Source organism: Rhodococcus sp. HM1 (assembly GCF_023218075.1).
Lineage (GTDB): Bacteria > Actinomycetota > Actinomycetes > Mycobacteriales > Mycobacteriaceae > Rhodococcus.
This window is the reverse complement of record NZ_JALPTB010000062.1, coordinates 1-14245: the sequence shown is the minus strand read 5'-3', so window position 1 is coordinate 14245 and position 14245 is coordinate 1. Positions and strand designations below refer to the sequence as shown.

The 14245-nt window shown below is 69.1% G+C and carries 16 protein-coding genes and 1 tRNA gene; 8 read left to right on the top strand and 9 right to left on the bottom strand.

The window, feature by feature from the left end:
* The first annotated feature begins 8 nt into the window (after positions 1-8).
* A complete protein-coding gene (locus M1M07_RS25290; RefSeq protein ID WP_248675951.1) occupies positions 9-941 on the top strand; it encodes an alpha/beta hydrolase in 933 nt (310 codons plus the stop codon).
* 33 nt (positions 942-974) lie between these two features.
* Here the strand turns inward: M1M07_RS25290 and marP are convergent, their stop codons facing one another.
* From marP to nth, 4 genes are read right to left on the bottom strand one after another with little or no spacing between them, the layout of a single operon-like run.
* Positions 975-2165 carry an acid resistance serine protease MarP gene (gene marP / locus M1M07_RS25285; RefSeq protein WP_197256855.1) on the bottom strand — a complete coding sequence of 397 codons (1191 nt, stop codon included), beginning with the start codon at positions 2163-2165 and terminating at the stop codon, positions 975-977.
* The gene (locus tag M1M07_RS25280; RefSeq protein WP_197256857.1) at positions 2162-2860 is read right to left on the bottom strand and encodes a CoA pyrophosphatase; all 699 of its coding nucleotides are present in this window, start codon (positions 2858-2860) and stop codon (positions 2162-2164) included. The genes marP and M1M07_RS25280 overlap by 4 nt, the downstream gene beginning before the upstream one ends.
* Positions 2857-3519 (bottom strand): TlpA disulfide reductase family protein, encoded by a 663-nt coding sequence (locus M1M07_RS25275; RefSeq protein ID WP_248675940.1) that lies wholly within the window; start codon positions 3517-3519, stop codon positions 2857-2859. Before M1M07_RS25275 ends, M1M07_RS25280 begins: the two co-directional genes overlap by 4 nt.
* Positions 3520-3526: 7 nt before the next feature.
* Positions 3527-4321: an endonuclease III gene (gene nth, locus M1M07_RS25270; protein ID WP_197256861.1), complete on the bottom strand. Its 795-nt coding sequence runs from the start codon at positions 4319-4321 to the stop codon at positions 3527-3529.
* Positions 4322-4393: 72 nt separating this feature from the next.
* Here nth and M1M07_RS25265 point away from each other — a divergent pair, with 72 nt between their 5' ends.
* Positions 4394-4666 (top strand): hypothetical protein, encoded by a 273-nt coding sequence (locus M1M07_RS25265; protein WP_197256863.1) that lies wholly within the window; start codon positions 4394-4396, stop codon positions 4664-4666.
* Between the two features lie 190 nt (positions 4667-4856).
* Complete coding sequence (locus M1M07_RS25260; protein WP_197256865.1) at positions 4857-5531, top strand: Crp/Fnr family transcriptional regulator; 675 nt, start codon at positions 4857-4859, stop codon at positions 5529-5531.
* An 81-nt stretch (positions 5532-5612) separates the two neighbouring features.
* Here M1M07_RS25260 and M1M07_RS25255 read toward each other — a convergent pair whose 3' ends face one another.
* From M1M07_RS25255 to M1M07_RS25245, 3 genes are read right to left on the bottom strand one after another with little or no spacing between them, the layout of a single operon-like run.
* The gene (locus M1M07_RS25255) at positions 5613-6401 is read right to left on the bottom strand and encodes an MBL fold metallo-hydrolase (protein WP_197256867.1); all 789 of its coding nucleotides are present in this window, start codon (positions 6399-6401) and stop codon (positions 5613-5615) included.
* A 59-nt stretch (positions 6402-6460) separates the two neighbouring features.
* Positions 6461-6934 carry a RidA family protein gene (locus tag M1M07_RS25250; RefSeq protein ID WP_197256993.1) on the bottom strand — a complete coding sequence of 158 codons (474 nt, stop codon included), beginning with the start codon at positions 6932-6934 and terminating at the stop codon, positions 6461-6463.
* The gene (locus M1M07_RS25245; RefSeq protein ID WP_156665596.1) at positions 6931-7095 is read right to left on the bottom strand and encodes a DUF4177 domain-containing protein; all 165 of its coding nucleotides are present in this window, start codon (positions 7093-7095) and stop codon (positions 6931-6933) included. The genes M1M07_RS25250 and M1M07_RS25245 overlap by 4 nt, the downstream gene beginning before the upstream one ends.
* Before the next feature lie 76 nt (positions 7096-7171).
* Between M1M07_RS25245 and M1M07_RS25240 the strand changes: the two genes are divergently transcribed.
* Positions 7172-8185: an ArsA-related P-loop ATPase gene (locus M1M07_RS25240; RefSeq protein ID WP_197256869.1), complete on the top strand. Its 1014-nt coding sequence runs from the start codon at positions 7172-7174 to the stop codon at positions 8183-8185.
* Positions 8186-8214: 29 nt separating this feature from the next.
* Positions 8215-9321 carry an ArsA family ATPase gene (locus M1M07_RS25235; RefSeq protein ID WP_231611632.1) on the top strand — a complete coding sequence of 369 codons (1107 nt, stop codon included), beginning with the start codon at positions 8215-8217 and terminating at the stop codon, positions 9319-9321.
* A gap of 51 nt (positions 9322-9372) precedes the next feature.
* On the opposite strand, the gene M1M07_RS25230 is transcribed toward M1M07_RS25235, so the two are convergent.
* The gene (locus tag M1M07_RS25230; protein ID WP_068166357.1) at positions 9373-9696 is read right to left on the bottom strand and encodes a WhiB family transcriptional regulator; all 324 of its coding nucleotides are present in this window, start codon (positions 9694-9696) and stop codon (positions 9373-9375) included.
* 304 nt (positions 9697-10000) lie between these two features.
* Here M1M07_RS25230 and M1M07_RS25225 point away from each other — a divergent pair, with 304 nt between their 5' ends.
* Positions 10001-12415 (top strand): transglycosylase domain-containing protein, encoded by a 2415-nt coding sequence (locus M1M07_RS25225; RefSeq protein ID WP_307846604.1) that lies wholly within the window; start codon positions 10001-10003, stop codon positions 12413-12415.
* Between the two features lie 4 nt (positions 12416-12419).
* On the opposite strand, the gene M1M07_RS25220 is transcribed toward M1M07_RS25225, so the two are convergent.
* Positions 12420-12896, bottom strand: a complete 477-nt coding sequence (locus M1M07_RS25220) for a GatB/YqeY domain-containing protein (RefSeq protein ID WP_248675939.1) — start codon at positions 12894-12896, stop codon at positions 12420-12422.
* Positions 12897-12962: 66 nt separating this feature from the next.
* Between M1M07_RS25220 and M1M07_RS25215 the strand changes: the two genes are divergently transcribed.
* Both M1M07_RS25215 and M1M07_RS25210 read left to right on the top strand, forming a co-directional pair.
* Positions 12963-13916 carry a metallophosphoesterase gene (locus tag M1M07_RS25215; RefSeq protein ID WP_248675938.1) on the top strand — a complete coding sequence of 318 codons (954 nt, stop codon included), beginning with the start codon at positions 12963-12965 and terminating at the stop codon, positions 13914-13916.
* A gap of 54 nt (positions 13917-13970) precedes the next feature.
* Positions 13971-14044, top strand: a tRNA-Pro gene (locus tag M1M07_RS25210).
* Positions 14045-14245 lie beyond the last annotated feature (201 nt).

The following is a 14245-nucleotide window of genomic DNA, read 5'->3' as shown; positions in this document are numbered from 1 at the left end:
TCGAGGCAGTGTCCCTTCCCGATCCGTCCACGGTCCGGTATCCCGGGCCGTGGACGCATCGTGATGTCCATGCGAACGGAATCCGGCTGCACGCCGCCGAGATCGGTCCCACCGATCCCGATGCCCCGCTGGTCGTGTTCCTGCACGGCTTCGCCGACCTGTGGTGGACGTGGCGGCACCAGTTGATCGCATTCGCCGAGGCCGGCTTCCGGGCCGTCGCGGTGGACCTGCGCGGCTATGGCGACACTGACAAGCCACCGCGCGGTTACGACGGCTGGACGCTGTCCGCGGACATCGCCGGTCTCGTCCGCGCGCTCGGGTACACCGATGCCGTGCTCGTCGGTCACGCCGACGGCGGCCTGGTGTGCTGGGCGACCGCGATCCTGCACCCGGGATCGGTCCGGGCGATCGCCGTCGTCGATTCGCCGCATCCGATCTCGCTGCGCGACGCCACCCTGCGCGACCGGGCCCAGCGGAAGGCGCTGCTGCCGACGTTCCTGGACTACCAGATTCCGTGGCGGCCCGAGCGGCTGCTCGTCCGCGACGACGGCGCCGAGATCGAACGCCTCCTGCGGGCCCGCTCGGGACCCGCCTGGCAGAGCTCCCCGGAGTTCGCGGAGGTGGCGGAGAAACTTCGCTCGGCGATCCGCATCCCGGGAGTCGCCCATTCGACCCTCGAATACCAGCGCTGGGCGTTCCGCAGCCAGTGGCGCCCCGACGGACGCCGCTTCATCAAGGCCGTGGGCGTTCCGCTGACGCTGCCGATTCTGCAGCTGCACGGCACGCTGGATCCCTACGTCATGACCTCCACGGTGCGCCGCTGCTCGCGGTACGCGCCCGGTCGCATCCTGAAGTTCGTGGACGACGCCGGCCACTACGCGCACCAGGAGCGGCCCGAGGCCGTCATCGGGATGATGCTCGACTTCGTCACCGCGCTCTGAGATCGGCCGCGCCGCGGAAATCGGCTCAGGGAATCAGACGATGCAGGCGCCGGTCTCGACCGCGGTGAACGACGCTCCGGCCAGCGCGAGCTGACGGCTCACCTCTTCGGCCGTGAGCGCGAAGCCGGTGTCCGAGTCGTCGACGGCGGCACCGAAGACGACGCCGAGGACCCGGCCCTGCTCGTCGACGAGGGGGCCGCCGGAGTTGCCCTGCCGGATCGAGCCGCGGACCGTGTACACCTCACGCTCGACGGTTCCGGCGCGGTAGATGTCGGGGCCCTGCAGCTGCAGCGACTCGCGCACCCGCGCCGCGCTCGCCGTGTACGGCCCACCGCCGGGATACCCGAGGACGATCGCGCTGGTGCCGGACTCGGCGAGGTCCTCGGCGAACACCAGCGGATCCGCGGTCAGGCCGGGCACCGCGAGGATCGCGACGTCCACCTCCGGATCGAACAGCACGACCTCGGCCTCGAGCGGCCCGTCCTCGGTCTCCACCGTCACCGCCGTCGTTCCCGCGACGACGTGCGCGTTGGTCATGACACGTTCGGGCGCGACCACGAACCCCGATCCCTCGAGCGCCTTCTGGCAGCTCGGCGCGATGCCGTTGATCCGCAGCACACTCGGGTGCAGGGCGAGCGGAACCGGACTGTCGAGCAGCGCCCCGTCGGGCGGGTCGACCTCCGTGATCGGGGTGCGACCGAACGGCCCGATCACCTCCGGCAGCCCCGAGGTGTCCAGCAACGCCGAGAACTCCCGGGGGATGCTGCGCATCCAGTCCGGCGCGACGTCGTCGACCGTGCCGAGGACGGTGGAACCGCGGACCGCGGCGGACAACTGGGTTTGCGAGGTTGCGGTCAGCGGGATCGCGAGCAGCCACGCGGCGACGAGCACCGCGCCGGCCTGCAGGACCGCCCCGACCACGCTGTCCACACCGCGGGCGACGGGACTGTGCATACCGCTGCGGGCGGCCCGGCCGAGCACCATCCCGGCGACCTCACCGATGATGACCAGCGCCACGATGAGCGCGACCCCGGCGAGCAGTCGCGTGTTGCCCTCGTCGATGTGCACCAGCACGTGCGGGGCGATGAGGATCCCCGCGACCGCGCCGAGCACCACCCCGAAGAACGCGAGTGCCGACGCGACCGCTCCCTGGCGCAGTCCCGACGACACCGCGACCACGACCACCAGCACGATGATCAGGTCGATCCACCCGGATGGCGTCACGGTTCGACCACTCCTGCCTCCAGTTCGGCGAGCACGACGTCGAAGTCGCGCACGTCCCGGTGATCCCACTCGATTTCCCAGCCCGACACCGCGAACAGACCGGCGAGCACACCCGCGGTGAAGCCCCACACCAGCATGCCGTCGACCTGGAACGCCGGGCCCTGGTAGCCACGCGAGTGCCGCACCTGGAATCGATTGTCCGGATCGAGCAGGTCCCGCAGCGGGACGCGGACGACGCGCGCCGCCTCACCCGGATCGACGACACCGATCGGGCTGGGCTGTTCCCAGTACGCGACCACCGGGGTGACGTCGAACCCGGACGGGGGGATGAAGATCTCCGGCAGCACGGCCAGCGGCCTCACCCCGGACGGTTCGAGCCCGGTTTCCTCCTGAGCCTCGCGCAGGGCGGTCCGGATCGGGCCGTCGTCCTCGGGGTCGGCGGCACCGCCCGGGAACGCGACCTGACCGCTGTGCTGCCGCAGCGTCGGCGCGCGCTGGGTCAACAGCACGTCGGCGTCGGCGGGCAGTCCGCCGCGCGCGAGCGGGTCCGGGACCGGAGAGCCACCGAACAGCACGAGGACAGCGGCGGGCCGGACGTCGATGCCGCGCGGGGGCCGCCGATCCAGAATCGGGTTGACGCCGTGCGGGTCGCCCGGGTCGAGGGTGGCGACGCGCCGCAGCCAGTACGGGGTCACGCGCTCACCCCCAGGTGGGTCTCGACGGCGGCGGCGATCTCCTCGACGCTGCGGAACGGCTGCGGAAGCACCTTCGCGATCGAACCGTCGGGCCGGACCAGCACCGTCAGCGGCAGCACCGGTGGTGCCGCGACCGCGGCCTGCACGCGTGCCGAGCCGTCCTGCACCCCGGGGAGCTGTACCCCGTACTCGACGAGCCTGGACAGCGCGTTGGCTTCGTTGGGGTCGGTGTGGACGGTGACGAGTGCGACGCGGTCGCCGGCGCGGCGCGCGTACTCCTGCAGCACGGGCAGTTCCTCGGCGCACGGTCCGCACCACCACGCCCACAGGTTGAGGATCGCGGGGCGACCGGCCAGGGCGGCCGCCAGATCCACGCCACTGCCGTCACCGACACATTCGAACGTCATCCCCGTGAGCGGTCCGGCGGGTTCGGCACCGGTCGGCGCCGGGCACGGCTGCAGATTCGCCTCGGTCCGCAACGGTGCCAGCGCCTGCGCGTCGTCCTGGGCCCGCCGGTCGACGGGCGCGGCGGTGCCGGTCGGCATGCCGGAACCGCCCGGATCCGGGGTCTCGGTGTCGCGGGGCCAGATCGCCACGATGAGGGCGACGACGACGACGAGGACAGCGAGGCTCCACCGCCCCGCACCGGTCGATCTCATGCCCAGGTCACCGCCCGGCCAGTTCGAGCAGGTGCTCCGTCTCGGGACCCTTCACGAGCGCGGCGGCGGTCGCCGGGTCGGTGGGGCCGATGCCGTAGGACGGGCAGTCCTTCGCGAGCACGCACACGCCGCAGGCGGGTTTGCGGGCGTGACACACCCGGCGCCCGTGGAAGATCACGCGGTGCGAGAGCAGGGTCCATTCCTTGCGTTCGATGAGGGCACCGACGGCGTGTTCGATCTTCACCGGGTCGGTTTCCTCGGTCCACTTCCAGCGGTTCACCAGGCGGGCGAAGTGTGTGTCGACGGTGATCCCCGGCACATCGAACGCGTTGCCGAGGATCACGTTGGCGGTCTTGCGGCCGATGCCCGGCAGGGTCACCAGGTCCTCCAGCCGGCCCGGGACCTCGCCGTCGAACCGCTCGAGCAGGGCCTGGCCGAGCCCGATCAGCGAGTTCGCCTTGTTGCGGTAGAACCCGGTGGACCGGATGTACTCCTCGAGTTCGGTGCGTTCGGCCTCCGCGTAGGCGCGGGCGTCCGGGTAACGGGCGAACAACGCCGGGGTGACCTGGTTGACCCGCACATCCGTGCACTGCGCCGACAGGATCGTCGCGACCGCCAACTCGAGCGGAGTGGTGAAGTCCAGCTCGCAGTACACGTGGGGGAAAGCCTCCGCGAGCTGCCGATTCATGCGACGCGCCCGCCGCACCAGCGCAAGCCGCGATTCCGGTTTGCGGGCACTTGCGGACGCGCGAGAACGCCTCGCCTCAGGGGTCTCGGACGGGGTCGCTTGCACCTGAACCACTGTACGTAAACGGACGGACACCACTCCGCGACCGTGTCGCTTCTGAGACCTTTCCCGTGTTTACTTCCCGATATGCAAGCTCTTGCCGTCGTGCTCTTCCCGGTGCTCCTGATGCTGTTCGCACTGGCCATGGAGCGGGTCGAGTCGCGCTTGAGTCGTCTGTCGGTCCGCGAGCAGGAGGTCGAGGACTTCCTCAACCGGGCCGGACACGAGGACGTCGCGACCCTGGCCAGGGAGGGTTTCCCCCACGCTCTCGCCCGCCTGCACCGGCGGCGCCGGAACAGCGCCGCGGAACACGTGGTGGAGGATTCCCCGCTCGACGCGGACGCCCGACGAGCAAGCTGAGGACGTGACCGACCGGTAGTATCGGACACCGCAGAAGAGACACACGACGAGTTGTTCGTGGTGTCGGTCACTCGCGCGTAATGCAGGCACAGTAGACTTTGCAGACGTACGCCTTGCAGGTGACCTGCCCGGGATGCCAGTAGACGTGCAAACCGGCACACGACGATGAGATTTCCCAAAAGGAGTGCACGTGGACGACGTCCTGGCCAGAGCAGGCATCTTCCAAGGAGTCGAGCCCTCCGCGGTGGCGGCGCTGATCAAGGAGCTTCAGCCTGTCGACTTCCCCCGCGGACACGTCATCTTCAACGAAGGTGAACCCGGCGACCGCCTGTACATCATCGTCTCCGGCAAGGTGAAGATCGGCCGCCGCTCGCCGGACGGACGCGAGAACCTGCTCACGATCATGGGCCCGTCGGACATGTTCGGTGAGCTGTCGATCTTCGACCCGGGTCCGCGGACCTCCACCGCCACCACCGTCACCGAGGTTCGTGCCGTGAGCATGGACCGCGAGGCGCTGAAGGCGTGGATCGATCAGCGTCCCGAGATCGCCGAGCAGCTGCTGCGCGTGCTCGCCCGCCGCCTGCGCCGCACCAACAACAACCTCGCCGACCTGATCTTCACGGACGTTCCGGGTCGTGTCGCCAAGGCCCTGCTGCAGCTCGCGCAGCGTTTCGGCACCCAGGAGGCCGGCGCCCTGCGCGTCACCCACGACCTCACCCAGGAAGAGATCGCGCAGCTCGTCGGCGCATCCCGCGAGACCGTGAACAAGGCGCTCGCCGACTTCGCGCACCGCGGCTGGCTGCGTCTCGAGGGCAAGTCCGTGCTGATCTCGGACTCCGAGCGTCTCGCACGCCGCGCTCGCTAGAACCTGCCGCGAAAGGCCGGGTCGTCGTCGACGGCCCGGCCTTCGTCGTTCCCGGGATCCGGATTTCCCGGACCCGCCTGCTCAGGCGAAGCTGCGCAGGTATTCGAGCTGCACGTTGACGGATTTCTCGGCGGCGGCCCACAACGACCGGTCGACATCGGCGTAGACGTGTTCGACGACGCTGCGCGGCGTCGCGTCGTCGCCGAGCACGCGCAGCGCCGCCCGGACCTGCTCGAGCCGCTCCTCGCGGTGCGCGAGATAGGCACGGGCGATCGGCTCGAGATCCGGATGGTCGGGACCGTGGCCGGGCAGCATCGTGTAGCCGGACCCGAGGTCGATCAGGCGCCGCAGCGAACCGAGGTAGTCGCCGAGGTCACCGTCGGTGTCGTCGAGGACCGTGGTGCCACGACCGAGGATGGTGTCGGCGGTCAGAACGCTGCGGTCGTCCTCGAGCACGAACGACAGCGAGTCCGCGGTGTGACCGGGCGTCGCGAGCACACGGATCCGCAGCCCGGCGGCCTCGACGACCTCACCGTCCTCGAGTCCGCGGCCACCACCGTGCCGGTGCTCGGGGTCGACGGCGCAGACGGGATTCCCGGTCAGCTCCGCGAACCGGGCCGCGCCCTCGGTGTGGTCGATGTGCCGGTGGCTGATCAGGGTCAGGGCGACCGGAACCTGCGCGATGCGCTCGAGGTGGGCTTCGTCGAGGGGACCCGGGTCCACCACGACGCATTCGTCGCTGCCCGGCGCCCGCAGAATCCACGTGTTGGTGCCCTCGAGGGACATCACCGACGGATTCTCTGCCAGGACCACGGCCGCATTCGGGGTGACCTGGCGCAACTGCGCGTAGGCGGGGTGAACCAGCGCCATGCTCGGCCTCTTTCGTGACGACGGTGCGATTCACCCCACTCTACGGTCAGCGTTCGGGGTCAGCGCACCTCGGCGATCACTTCGACCTCGACGGGTGCGGCCAGCGGCAGTTCCGCCACACCGACCGCCGAACGGGCGTGCACGCCGGCATCCCCGAAGACCTCGCCGAGGAATTCCGACGCGCCGTTGATGACGCCGGGCTGCCCGGTGAAACCCTCGGCGGACGCGACGAATCCGACGACCTTCACGATGCGGACCACGTTGTCGAGTCCGACGAGCGCGTCGATCGCGGCCAGCGCGTTCAGCGCGGCGATGCGGGCCGCGGCCTTCGCGTCCTCGGCGGTGACGGCATCACCGACCTTGCCGGTAAGTTCGAGTTTGCCGTCCACGAACGGAAGCTGGCCCGAGGTGTAGACGTGGTCGCCGGTGCGCACCGCGGGCACGTAGGCGGCGACGGGCGCGGCGACCGGGGGCAGTTCGATGCCGAGTTCGGCGAGCCGGGACGTCCAGTTCTGTTCGGTCACCTGCGTCAGCCCTTCGGTCGCTTCAGGTAGGCGACGTGCTGCTCACCGGTCGGGCCCTGCAGCACCGTCACCAGTTCCCAGCCGTCGGCACCCCAGGTGTCGAGGATCTGCTTCGTCGCGTGGGTGAGCAGCGGTACGGTCGCGTACTCCCAGGTGGTCAATTCGCTCATGTGATTCTCCTCTGTCGAGCTGCGCTCTGACCCTATCCGGCGCATTCCGGGGCCGGTCACTTATAGGCTCACCCTCGTGGCAACACCGACAGCACAGCCCGGCCTCTGGCCGGCGAAGGCCGCGAATGCGCGGCTGCACTTCGTGTCCGGCAAGGGTGGCACCGGGAAGTCGACGGTCGCGGCCGCCCTGGCGCTCGCTCTCGCGGCCGAGGGCCGCAAGGTACTGCTGGTGGAGGTGGAGGGCAGGCAGGGCATCGCCCAGCTGTTCGACGTGCCACCGCTGCCGCCGGTGGAGACGAAGGTCGCGACCGCCGACGGCGGCGGCGTCGTGATGGCCCTGGCCGTCGACATCGAAGCGGCCTTCCTCGAATACCTCGACATGTTCTACAACCTGGGTTTCGCGGGACGGGCGATGCGCCGGATCGGTGCCGTCGAATTCGCGACGACCCTGGCGCCGGGCCTGCGGGATGTCATCCTCACCGGCAAGATCAAGGAATGCGTGGTGCGCTCCGACGCGCGCGGGGGCCGGGTGTACGACGCGGTGGTGGTGGATTCTCCGCCGACCGGTCGCATCGGCAGCTTCCTCGACGTGACGAAGGCGATGGCCGATCTGGCGAAGTCCGGCCCGATCCGCTCGCAGAGCGAAGGCGTCGTGCGGCTGCTGCACTCGGACGACACGGTCGTGCACCTGGTGACGTTGCTCGAGGCGCTGCCGGTGCAGGAAACCTCCGACGCCGTCGAGGAACTGCAGGCCGCGGACCTGCGGCTCGGCACCGTGATCGTCAACCGCACGGTGCCCGAGTACCTGCCCGGTGAACTCGTCGACGACGTCGCGAAAGGACGCATCGACAGCGAATCGGTGCGAGCCGCGTTCGATCGGGTCGGGCTGAAGGTCTCCGAGCCCGACTTCGCGGGACTGCTCACCGAGACCATCGAGCATGCTTCGACCCTGAAGGCGCAGCAGGACAGCGCCGCCCAACTCGACGACGTGAAGGTGGCACGGATGACGCTCCCGGCGCTGGCCGACGGTGTCGATCTCGGCGGGCTCTACGAGCTCGCCGAGATCCTCGGCGAACAGGGTGTCCGGTGAGCGCCCCGCACGCGCGCGCCGGCGCGGTCCTGGACGTCGGGCGGATTCTCGCCGATCCGAGCTCCCGGGTCATCGTGTGCTGCGGTTCCGGCGGTGTCGGCAAGACGACGACCGCGGCGGCACTCGCGTTGCGGGCGGCCGAGCGCGGTCGCAAGGTCGTGGTGCTGACGATCGACCCGGCCCGGCGGCTCGCGCAGGCGCTCGGGGTGGAGGCTCTGGACAACAGTCCGCAGCCGGTGAAGCTGGGCGCGGAGGCGGAGGGTGAGCTGCACGCGATGATGCTGAACATGCGTCGCACCTTCGACGACATGGTGATCGAGCATTCCACGCCCGAGAAGGCCCAGCAGATTCTGGACAACCCGTTCTATCAGACGGTGGCGTCGTCGTTCTCCGGCACTCAGGAGTACATGGCGATGGAGAAACTGGGCCAGCTCGCGGCGAGCGACGCGTGGGACCTCATCGTGGTGGACACCCCGCCGTCGCGGAACGCGCTGGACTTCCTGGACGCTCCCCAGCGGCTGGGGTCGTTCCTCGACGGCCGCATGATCCGCATGTTCACCGCGCCGGGCCGCGGGCTCGGCCGCCTGGTGACGGGCGCCATGGGGCTCGCGCTGAAGGCGGTGTCGACGATCGTGGGCAGCCAGATGCTGTCCGACGCGTCGGCGTTCGTGCAGTCCCTCGATTCGATGTTCGGGGGATTCCGCGAACGCGCGAACCGCACGTATCAGCTGCTCCAGCAGCCCGGGACGCACTTCGTCGTCGTGGCCGCGCCCGAACCGGACGCGCTGCGCGAGGCGTCGTTCTTCGTCGAACGGCTCAGCACGGACGGGATGCCCCTGGCCGGGCTCGTTCTCAACCGGACGCATCCGACGCTGTCGTCGCTGTCTGCCGATCATGCGTCGACAGCGGCCGATGCTCTCGCCGAGGAGGAACGCGACGACAGTCAGCCCGCCGAGGCGGTGCTGCGTATCCACGCCCATCGGGCGGTGACCGCGAAACGGGAACTGCACCTGCTGGGCAGGTTCACCGCTGCGCATCCCCGGGTACCGCTGGTCGGGGTGCCGTCGCTGCCGTTCGAGGTGTCCGATCTCGAGGCACTGAGGGCCGTCGGAGACCAGCTGACCCGCGAGGTCTGACCCGCGGGTCCACTGGTCGTCGAGTGGTCGACGGTGCCGGGAGGTCGCTCCCTATACGGCGTTCTGGTGCTGACGCTGCGCTTCGAAGAAGTCGGCCCAGGACTCGACCTCGGGGTGCTGCTTGAGCAGTGCGCGCCGCTGTCGTTCGGTCATGCCTCCCCACACACCGAACTCGACACGATTGTCGAGGGCATCCGCACCGCACTGCAGCATCACCGGGCAGTGCCGGCAGATGACCGCAGCCTTGCGCTGGGCTGCGCCTCGAACGAACAACTGGTCGGGATCCACTTCTCGGCACCGCGCCTGGGTCACCCAGGCGATTCGTGCCTCTGCTTGGTCTACGTCGAGCCGGGCCATCGGAGTCGCCATGTGCATTCAGTTGCCCCTTCACTCTCCGAACACCGTGTTGCGGAGTTCCGGAAGTTCGCGCAAACCCGCCGTGCCGCTCAGTACGCTCAGTAGCTGCGTAGCATCAGCAGGAAGCGCCACATTCCTGTTGAGGTGTTACCTGCATCACACTGATGTCTCAATCTAGGTAAAGACTCCCCAGCGCGCAAGGCGAACAAACACTTTTCTGGTACGCCCGTCCATACCTGCACGTCGGAGGCTTTTCGCCGCTACCGAAGCATCGAATCGGCGGGTCGCCACGTAGGGTGTAGCCGTGTCGATCCGAAATACGGTGGCGAAGCTCGCCGGTTGCACGGCCCTCGGCGGCGTCCTTCTCGCGGGAATGCTGTTCCCGGCCGCAGGTGGTTTCGGCTACGTCTCGAACCGGGCCGCGGACACCGTGGACAACAGCTCCGCCGAACTCGTCGAAGGTGTCGTACCCGCGGTGACCACCATGGTCGATGCCGCCGGTAACCCCATCGCCTGGCTGTACGACCAGCGCCGCTTCGAGGTGCCTAGCGACCGCATCTCCAACGAGATGAAGCTCGCGATCGTCTCGATCGAGGACAAGCGCTTCCCCGAACACCAGGGTGTGGACTGGCAGGGCACGATCCGCGCGTTCCTCACGAACACCACCAGCGGCCAGGTCGAGCAGGGTGCGTCCACCATCGACCAGCAGTACGTGAAGAACTATCTGCTGCACGTCGTCGCCAAGACCGACGCCGAGCGGCGCGCGGCCATCGAGACGACCCCGGCCCGCAAGATCCGCGAGATCCGGATGGCGCTCACCCTCGACGAGGAACTGACGAAGGACGAGATCCTCACCCGGTACCTGAACCTGGTGCCCTTCGGCAACGGATCGTTCGGCATCCAGGACGCGGCCCAGACCTACTTCGGGATCGACGCGAAGGACCTGAACATCCCCCAGTCCGCGATGCTCGCGGGCATGGTGCAGTCCAGCTCCGCACTGAACCCGTACACGAACGCGGACGGCGTGCTCGAACGCCGCAACGTCGTGCTCGACACGATGATCCAGAACATCCCGGAACGGGCCGACGAGATCCGCGCCGCGAAGAACGAGCCGCTCGGCGTCCTGCCCGAGCCCAACACGCTGCCGCGCGGCTGCATCGCCGCCGGCGACCGCGGATTCTTCTGCGACTACGCGCTGCGCTATCTCGAGAACTCCGGGCTCTCCCGCGAGCAGATCGACAAGGGTGGCTACCTGATCCGCACGACCCTCGACCCCGAGGTGCAGGCGTCGGTCAAGGCGTCGCTCGACAAGTTCACCAGTCCCACGGTCGACGACATCGCCACGGTGATGAACGTCGTCCAGCCCGGGCAGGATTCGCATCGCGTCCTCGCGATGGGGTCGAGCCGCGTCTACGGCCTCAACGGGGACGCGAACGAGACCGTGCAGCCGCAGCCCTACTCCCTGGCCGGTCACGGCGCCGGATCGATCTTCAAGATCTTCACGGTCGCCGCCGCGATGGAGAAGGGCCTCGGCACCAGCGCCGTGCTCGACGTGCCGGCCCGCTACAACGCGCGCGGTCTCGGTGACGGTGGCGCCAAGGGCTGCCCCGCCCTGACGTACTGCGTCGAGAACGCCGGTCCCTACCCGCCGCAGCTGTCGGTGACCGACGCGCTCGCGCAGTCGCCGAACACCGCCTTCGTCAAGCTGATCGAGGCGACGGGTGTCGAACCGGTCGTCGACATGTCGGTGCGGCTGGGGCTGCGGTCGTACGCACAGCCGAACACCTCCGGCTTCGGCGAGCAGAGCATGGCCGACATGCAGAAGGAACAGCACCTCGGCTCCTACACGCTCGGCCCGACCTGGATCAATCCGCTCGAGCTGTCGAACGTGGCCGCGACGCTGGCCTCGCACGGCAAGTGGTGCCCGCCGTCACCGATCGACGCGGTGTTCGACCGCGACGGCAAGCCGGTGCCGATCACGCAGCAGGCCTGTGAGCAGGTCGTCGAACCCGGGCTCGCCGATACCCTGGCCAACGCCCTGAGCAAGGACATCGCTGCCGGCGGCACCGCGTCCGGCGCGGCCGGCTCGGTCGGCTGGAGCCTGCCGACGTCAGCGAAGACCGGAACCACCGAGTCGCACATGTCGTCGGCGTTCCTCGGATTCACCAACCACTTCGCGGGCGCGGTGTACACCTACGGCGACTCCCCCACCCCCGGTGAAATCTGCTCCGGACCCGTGCGGCCGTGCTACAACGGCAACCTGTACGGCGGTACCGAACCGGCACGGACCTGGTTCAACGCGATGCTGCCCGTCGCCGGGAAGTTCGGGCCGATCGAAATGCCCCCGGTCGATCAGAAGTACGTGCGCGGTGCGGGCAACGCCCAGGTGCCCGACGTGACGGGCCTGAGCCGCCAGCAGGCAGTCTCACGACTGCAGGACGCCGGATTCTCGGTCACCGAACTGAACGTCAAGGGCGAGGCACGCGCCGGCACCGTCATCAACAGCGCACCCTCGGGTTCCGCGGTGCCCGGCTCCACGATCACGCTCTACATCAGCGACGGGACCGTCCGGGCCGCGCCGACCACCACGGCCACGCCTGCCCGGCCGAGCGGAAGCCAGGTTCCGGACACGACCGCGCCGAGCTCGCCCGCACCGATTCCGGGCCGCTCGCCCGAGCCTCCGGAGTCCGAGTCGGAGTCGCCGACCTCGGGCGACAGCGAGGCCGGCGACAACTGATCGTCTAGAGCCGCGATCGGACCGCCGCGGAAAGCCGCTTGCCGTCGGCTTTCCCGGCGGCGATCGCGGTCGCGACCTTCATGACCTGCCCCATGTTCTTCGGGCCCGGACGCTCGCCGAGTTCGTCGGCGACGCGGCCGATCGCGGTGTCGACGACGTCGACGAGTTCGGCGTCGGTGAGCGGGGTCGGCAGGTATTCGTCGATGATCCGCGCCTCCGCGTGCTCCTTCGCCGCGAGCTCACCCCGGCCGTTCTCGGTGTAGACCTCGGCGGCCTCGCCGCGCTTCTTGGATTCGCGCGCGAGAACCTTCACGATCTCCTCGTCGGTGAGCTCGCGGGCTTCCTTCCCGGCGACCTCCTCCGTCTGGATGGCGGCGAGCAGCATCCGCAGGGTCGCGGTGCGGAGCGGATCCTTGTCCTTCATCGCCGCGGTGAGGTCGGATCGGATGGTGGACTTGAGGGACTGTGAAGTCTCGGACATGCTCCGAACGCTACGCGGCGAGGATGAAGACCGTGCACAGTCGAGGCCCGGCGGTACGCTGGATGCGTGTCTGACCACTCCGCACTCTTCCGCGCAGCTGCCGGTGCCGCCGGCGCGGCCGCCCTCGGACTCGGCTACGCCACCCTGATCGAACGCAACGCGTTCGCGTTGCGGGAGGTGACGATGCCGGTCCTCGAGCCCGGCACGTCGACGCTGCGCGTGCTTCACCTCAGCGATCTGCACATGATGCCGAACCAGCGGCTCAAGCAGAACTGGCTGCGCGAACTCGACCGGCTGGAACCGGACCTCGTGGTCAACACCGGCGACAACCTGTCGCATCCGAAGGCCGTGCCGGCCGTCGTGCAGGCGATGGGCGGTCTGCTCGCCCGTCCCGGCCTGTTCGTGTTCGGCAGCAACGACTACTTCGCGCCCGTGCTGAAGAACCCGTTGAAGTACTTCGACAAGAACCACCAGCGCGTGTACGGCGCGCCCCTGCCGTGGGGCGACCTGCGCGCGGCGTTCAGCGAACGCGGCTGGCACGACATGACGCACGTGCGGCGCGAGTTCGAGGTCGGGGGCGTGCGCATCGCCGCGGCCGGTGTCGACGATCCGCACCTCGAGCGGGACCGGTACGACACGATCGCCGGTCAGCCCAATCCCCTCGCCGACCTGAAGCTGGGCCTGACGCATTCGCCCGAGCCGCGGGTCCTCGACCGTTTCGCCGACGACGGCTACGACCTCGTGCTGGCGGGCCACACCCACGGCGGGCAGCTGTGCCTGCCGTTCTTCGGTGCTCTCGTGACCAACTGCCAGATCGATCGGTCGCGGGTGAAGGGACCGTCGCGTTGGGGAGCCCACATGCGGCTGCACGTGTCGGCCGGCATCGGCACGTCGCCGTTCGCCCCGGCCCGGTTCTGCTGCCGCCCGGAGGCGACGCTGCTGACCCTCGTCCCGGCCCCGCGCAACGAGGCTCTCGCCGCCGCCGACCGTGCCGCGGAAAGCGCGATTTCTTCCCGCTGACCAGGCGATTTAATCTTCCGAGGAATGGTGCTGTAATCTATCTGAGGTTCAACACGGGGTGTGGCGCAGCTTGGTAGCGCGCTTCGTTCGGGACGAAGAGGTCGTGGGTTCGAATCCCGCCACCCCGACTCGTGAAGCACCATCGAAGGCCCTTCCGCAGCGCGGAAGGGCCTTCGGCGTTTCGTCCTCCGGCCACACCCGCGGGTTATAGGCCAAAATGTGTGTACAGCCCTCGGTGTGTCGCCCTGGTTCACCGGCGTGATCTGCCCGCCCAACCATGTTGGAGACCGTTGCCGTCCTCCCAGCTGAAGTCGGTGCCCATGGTCGGG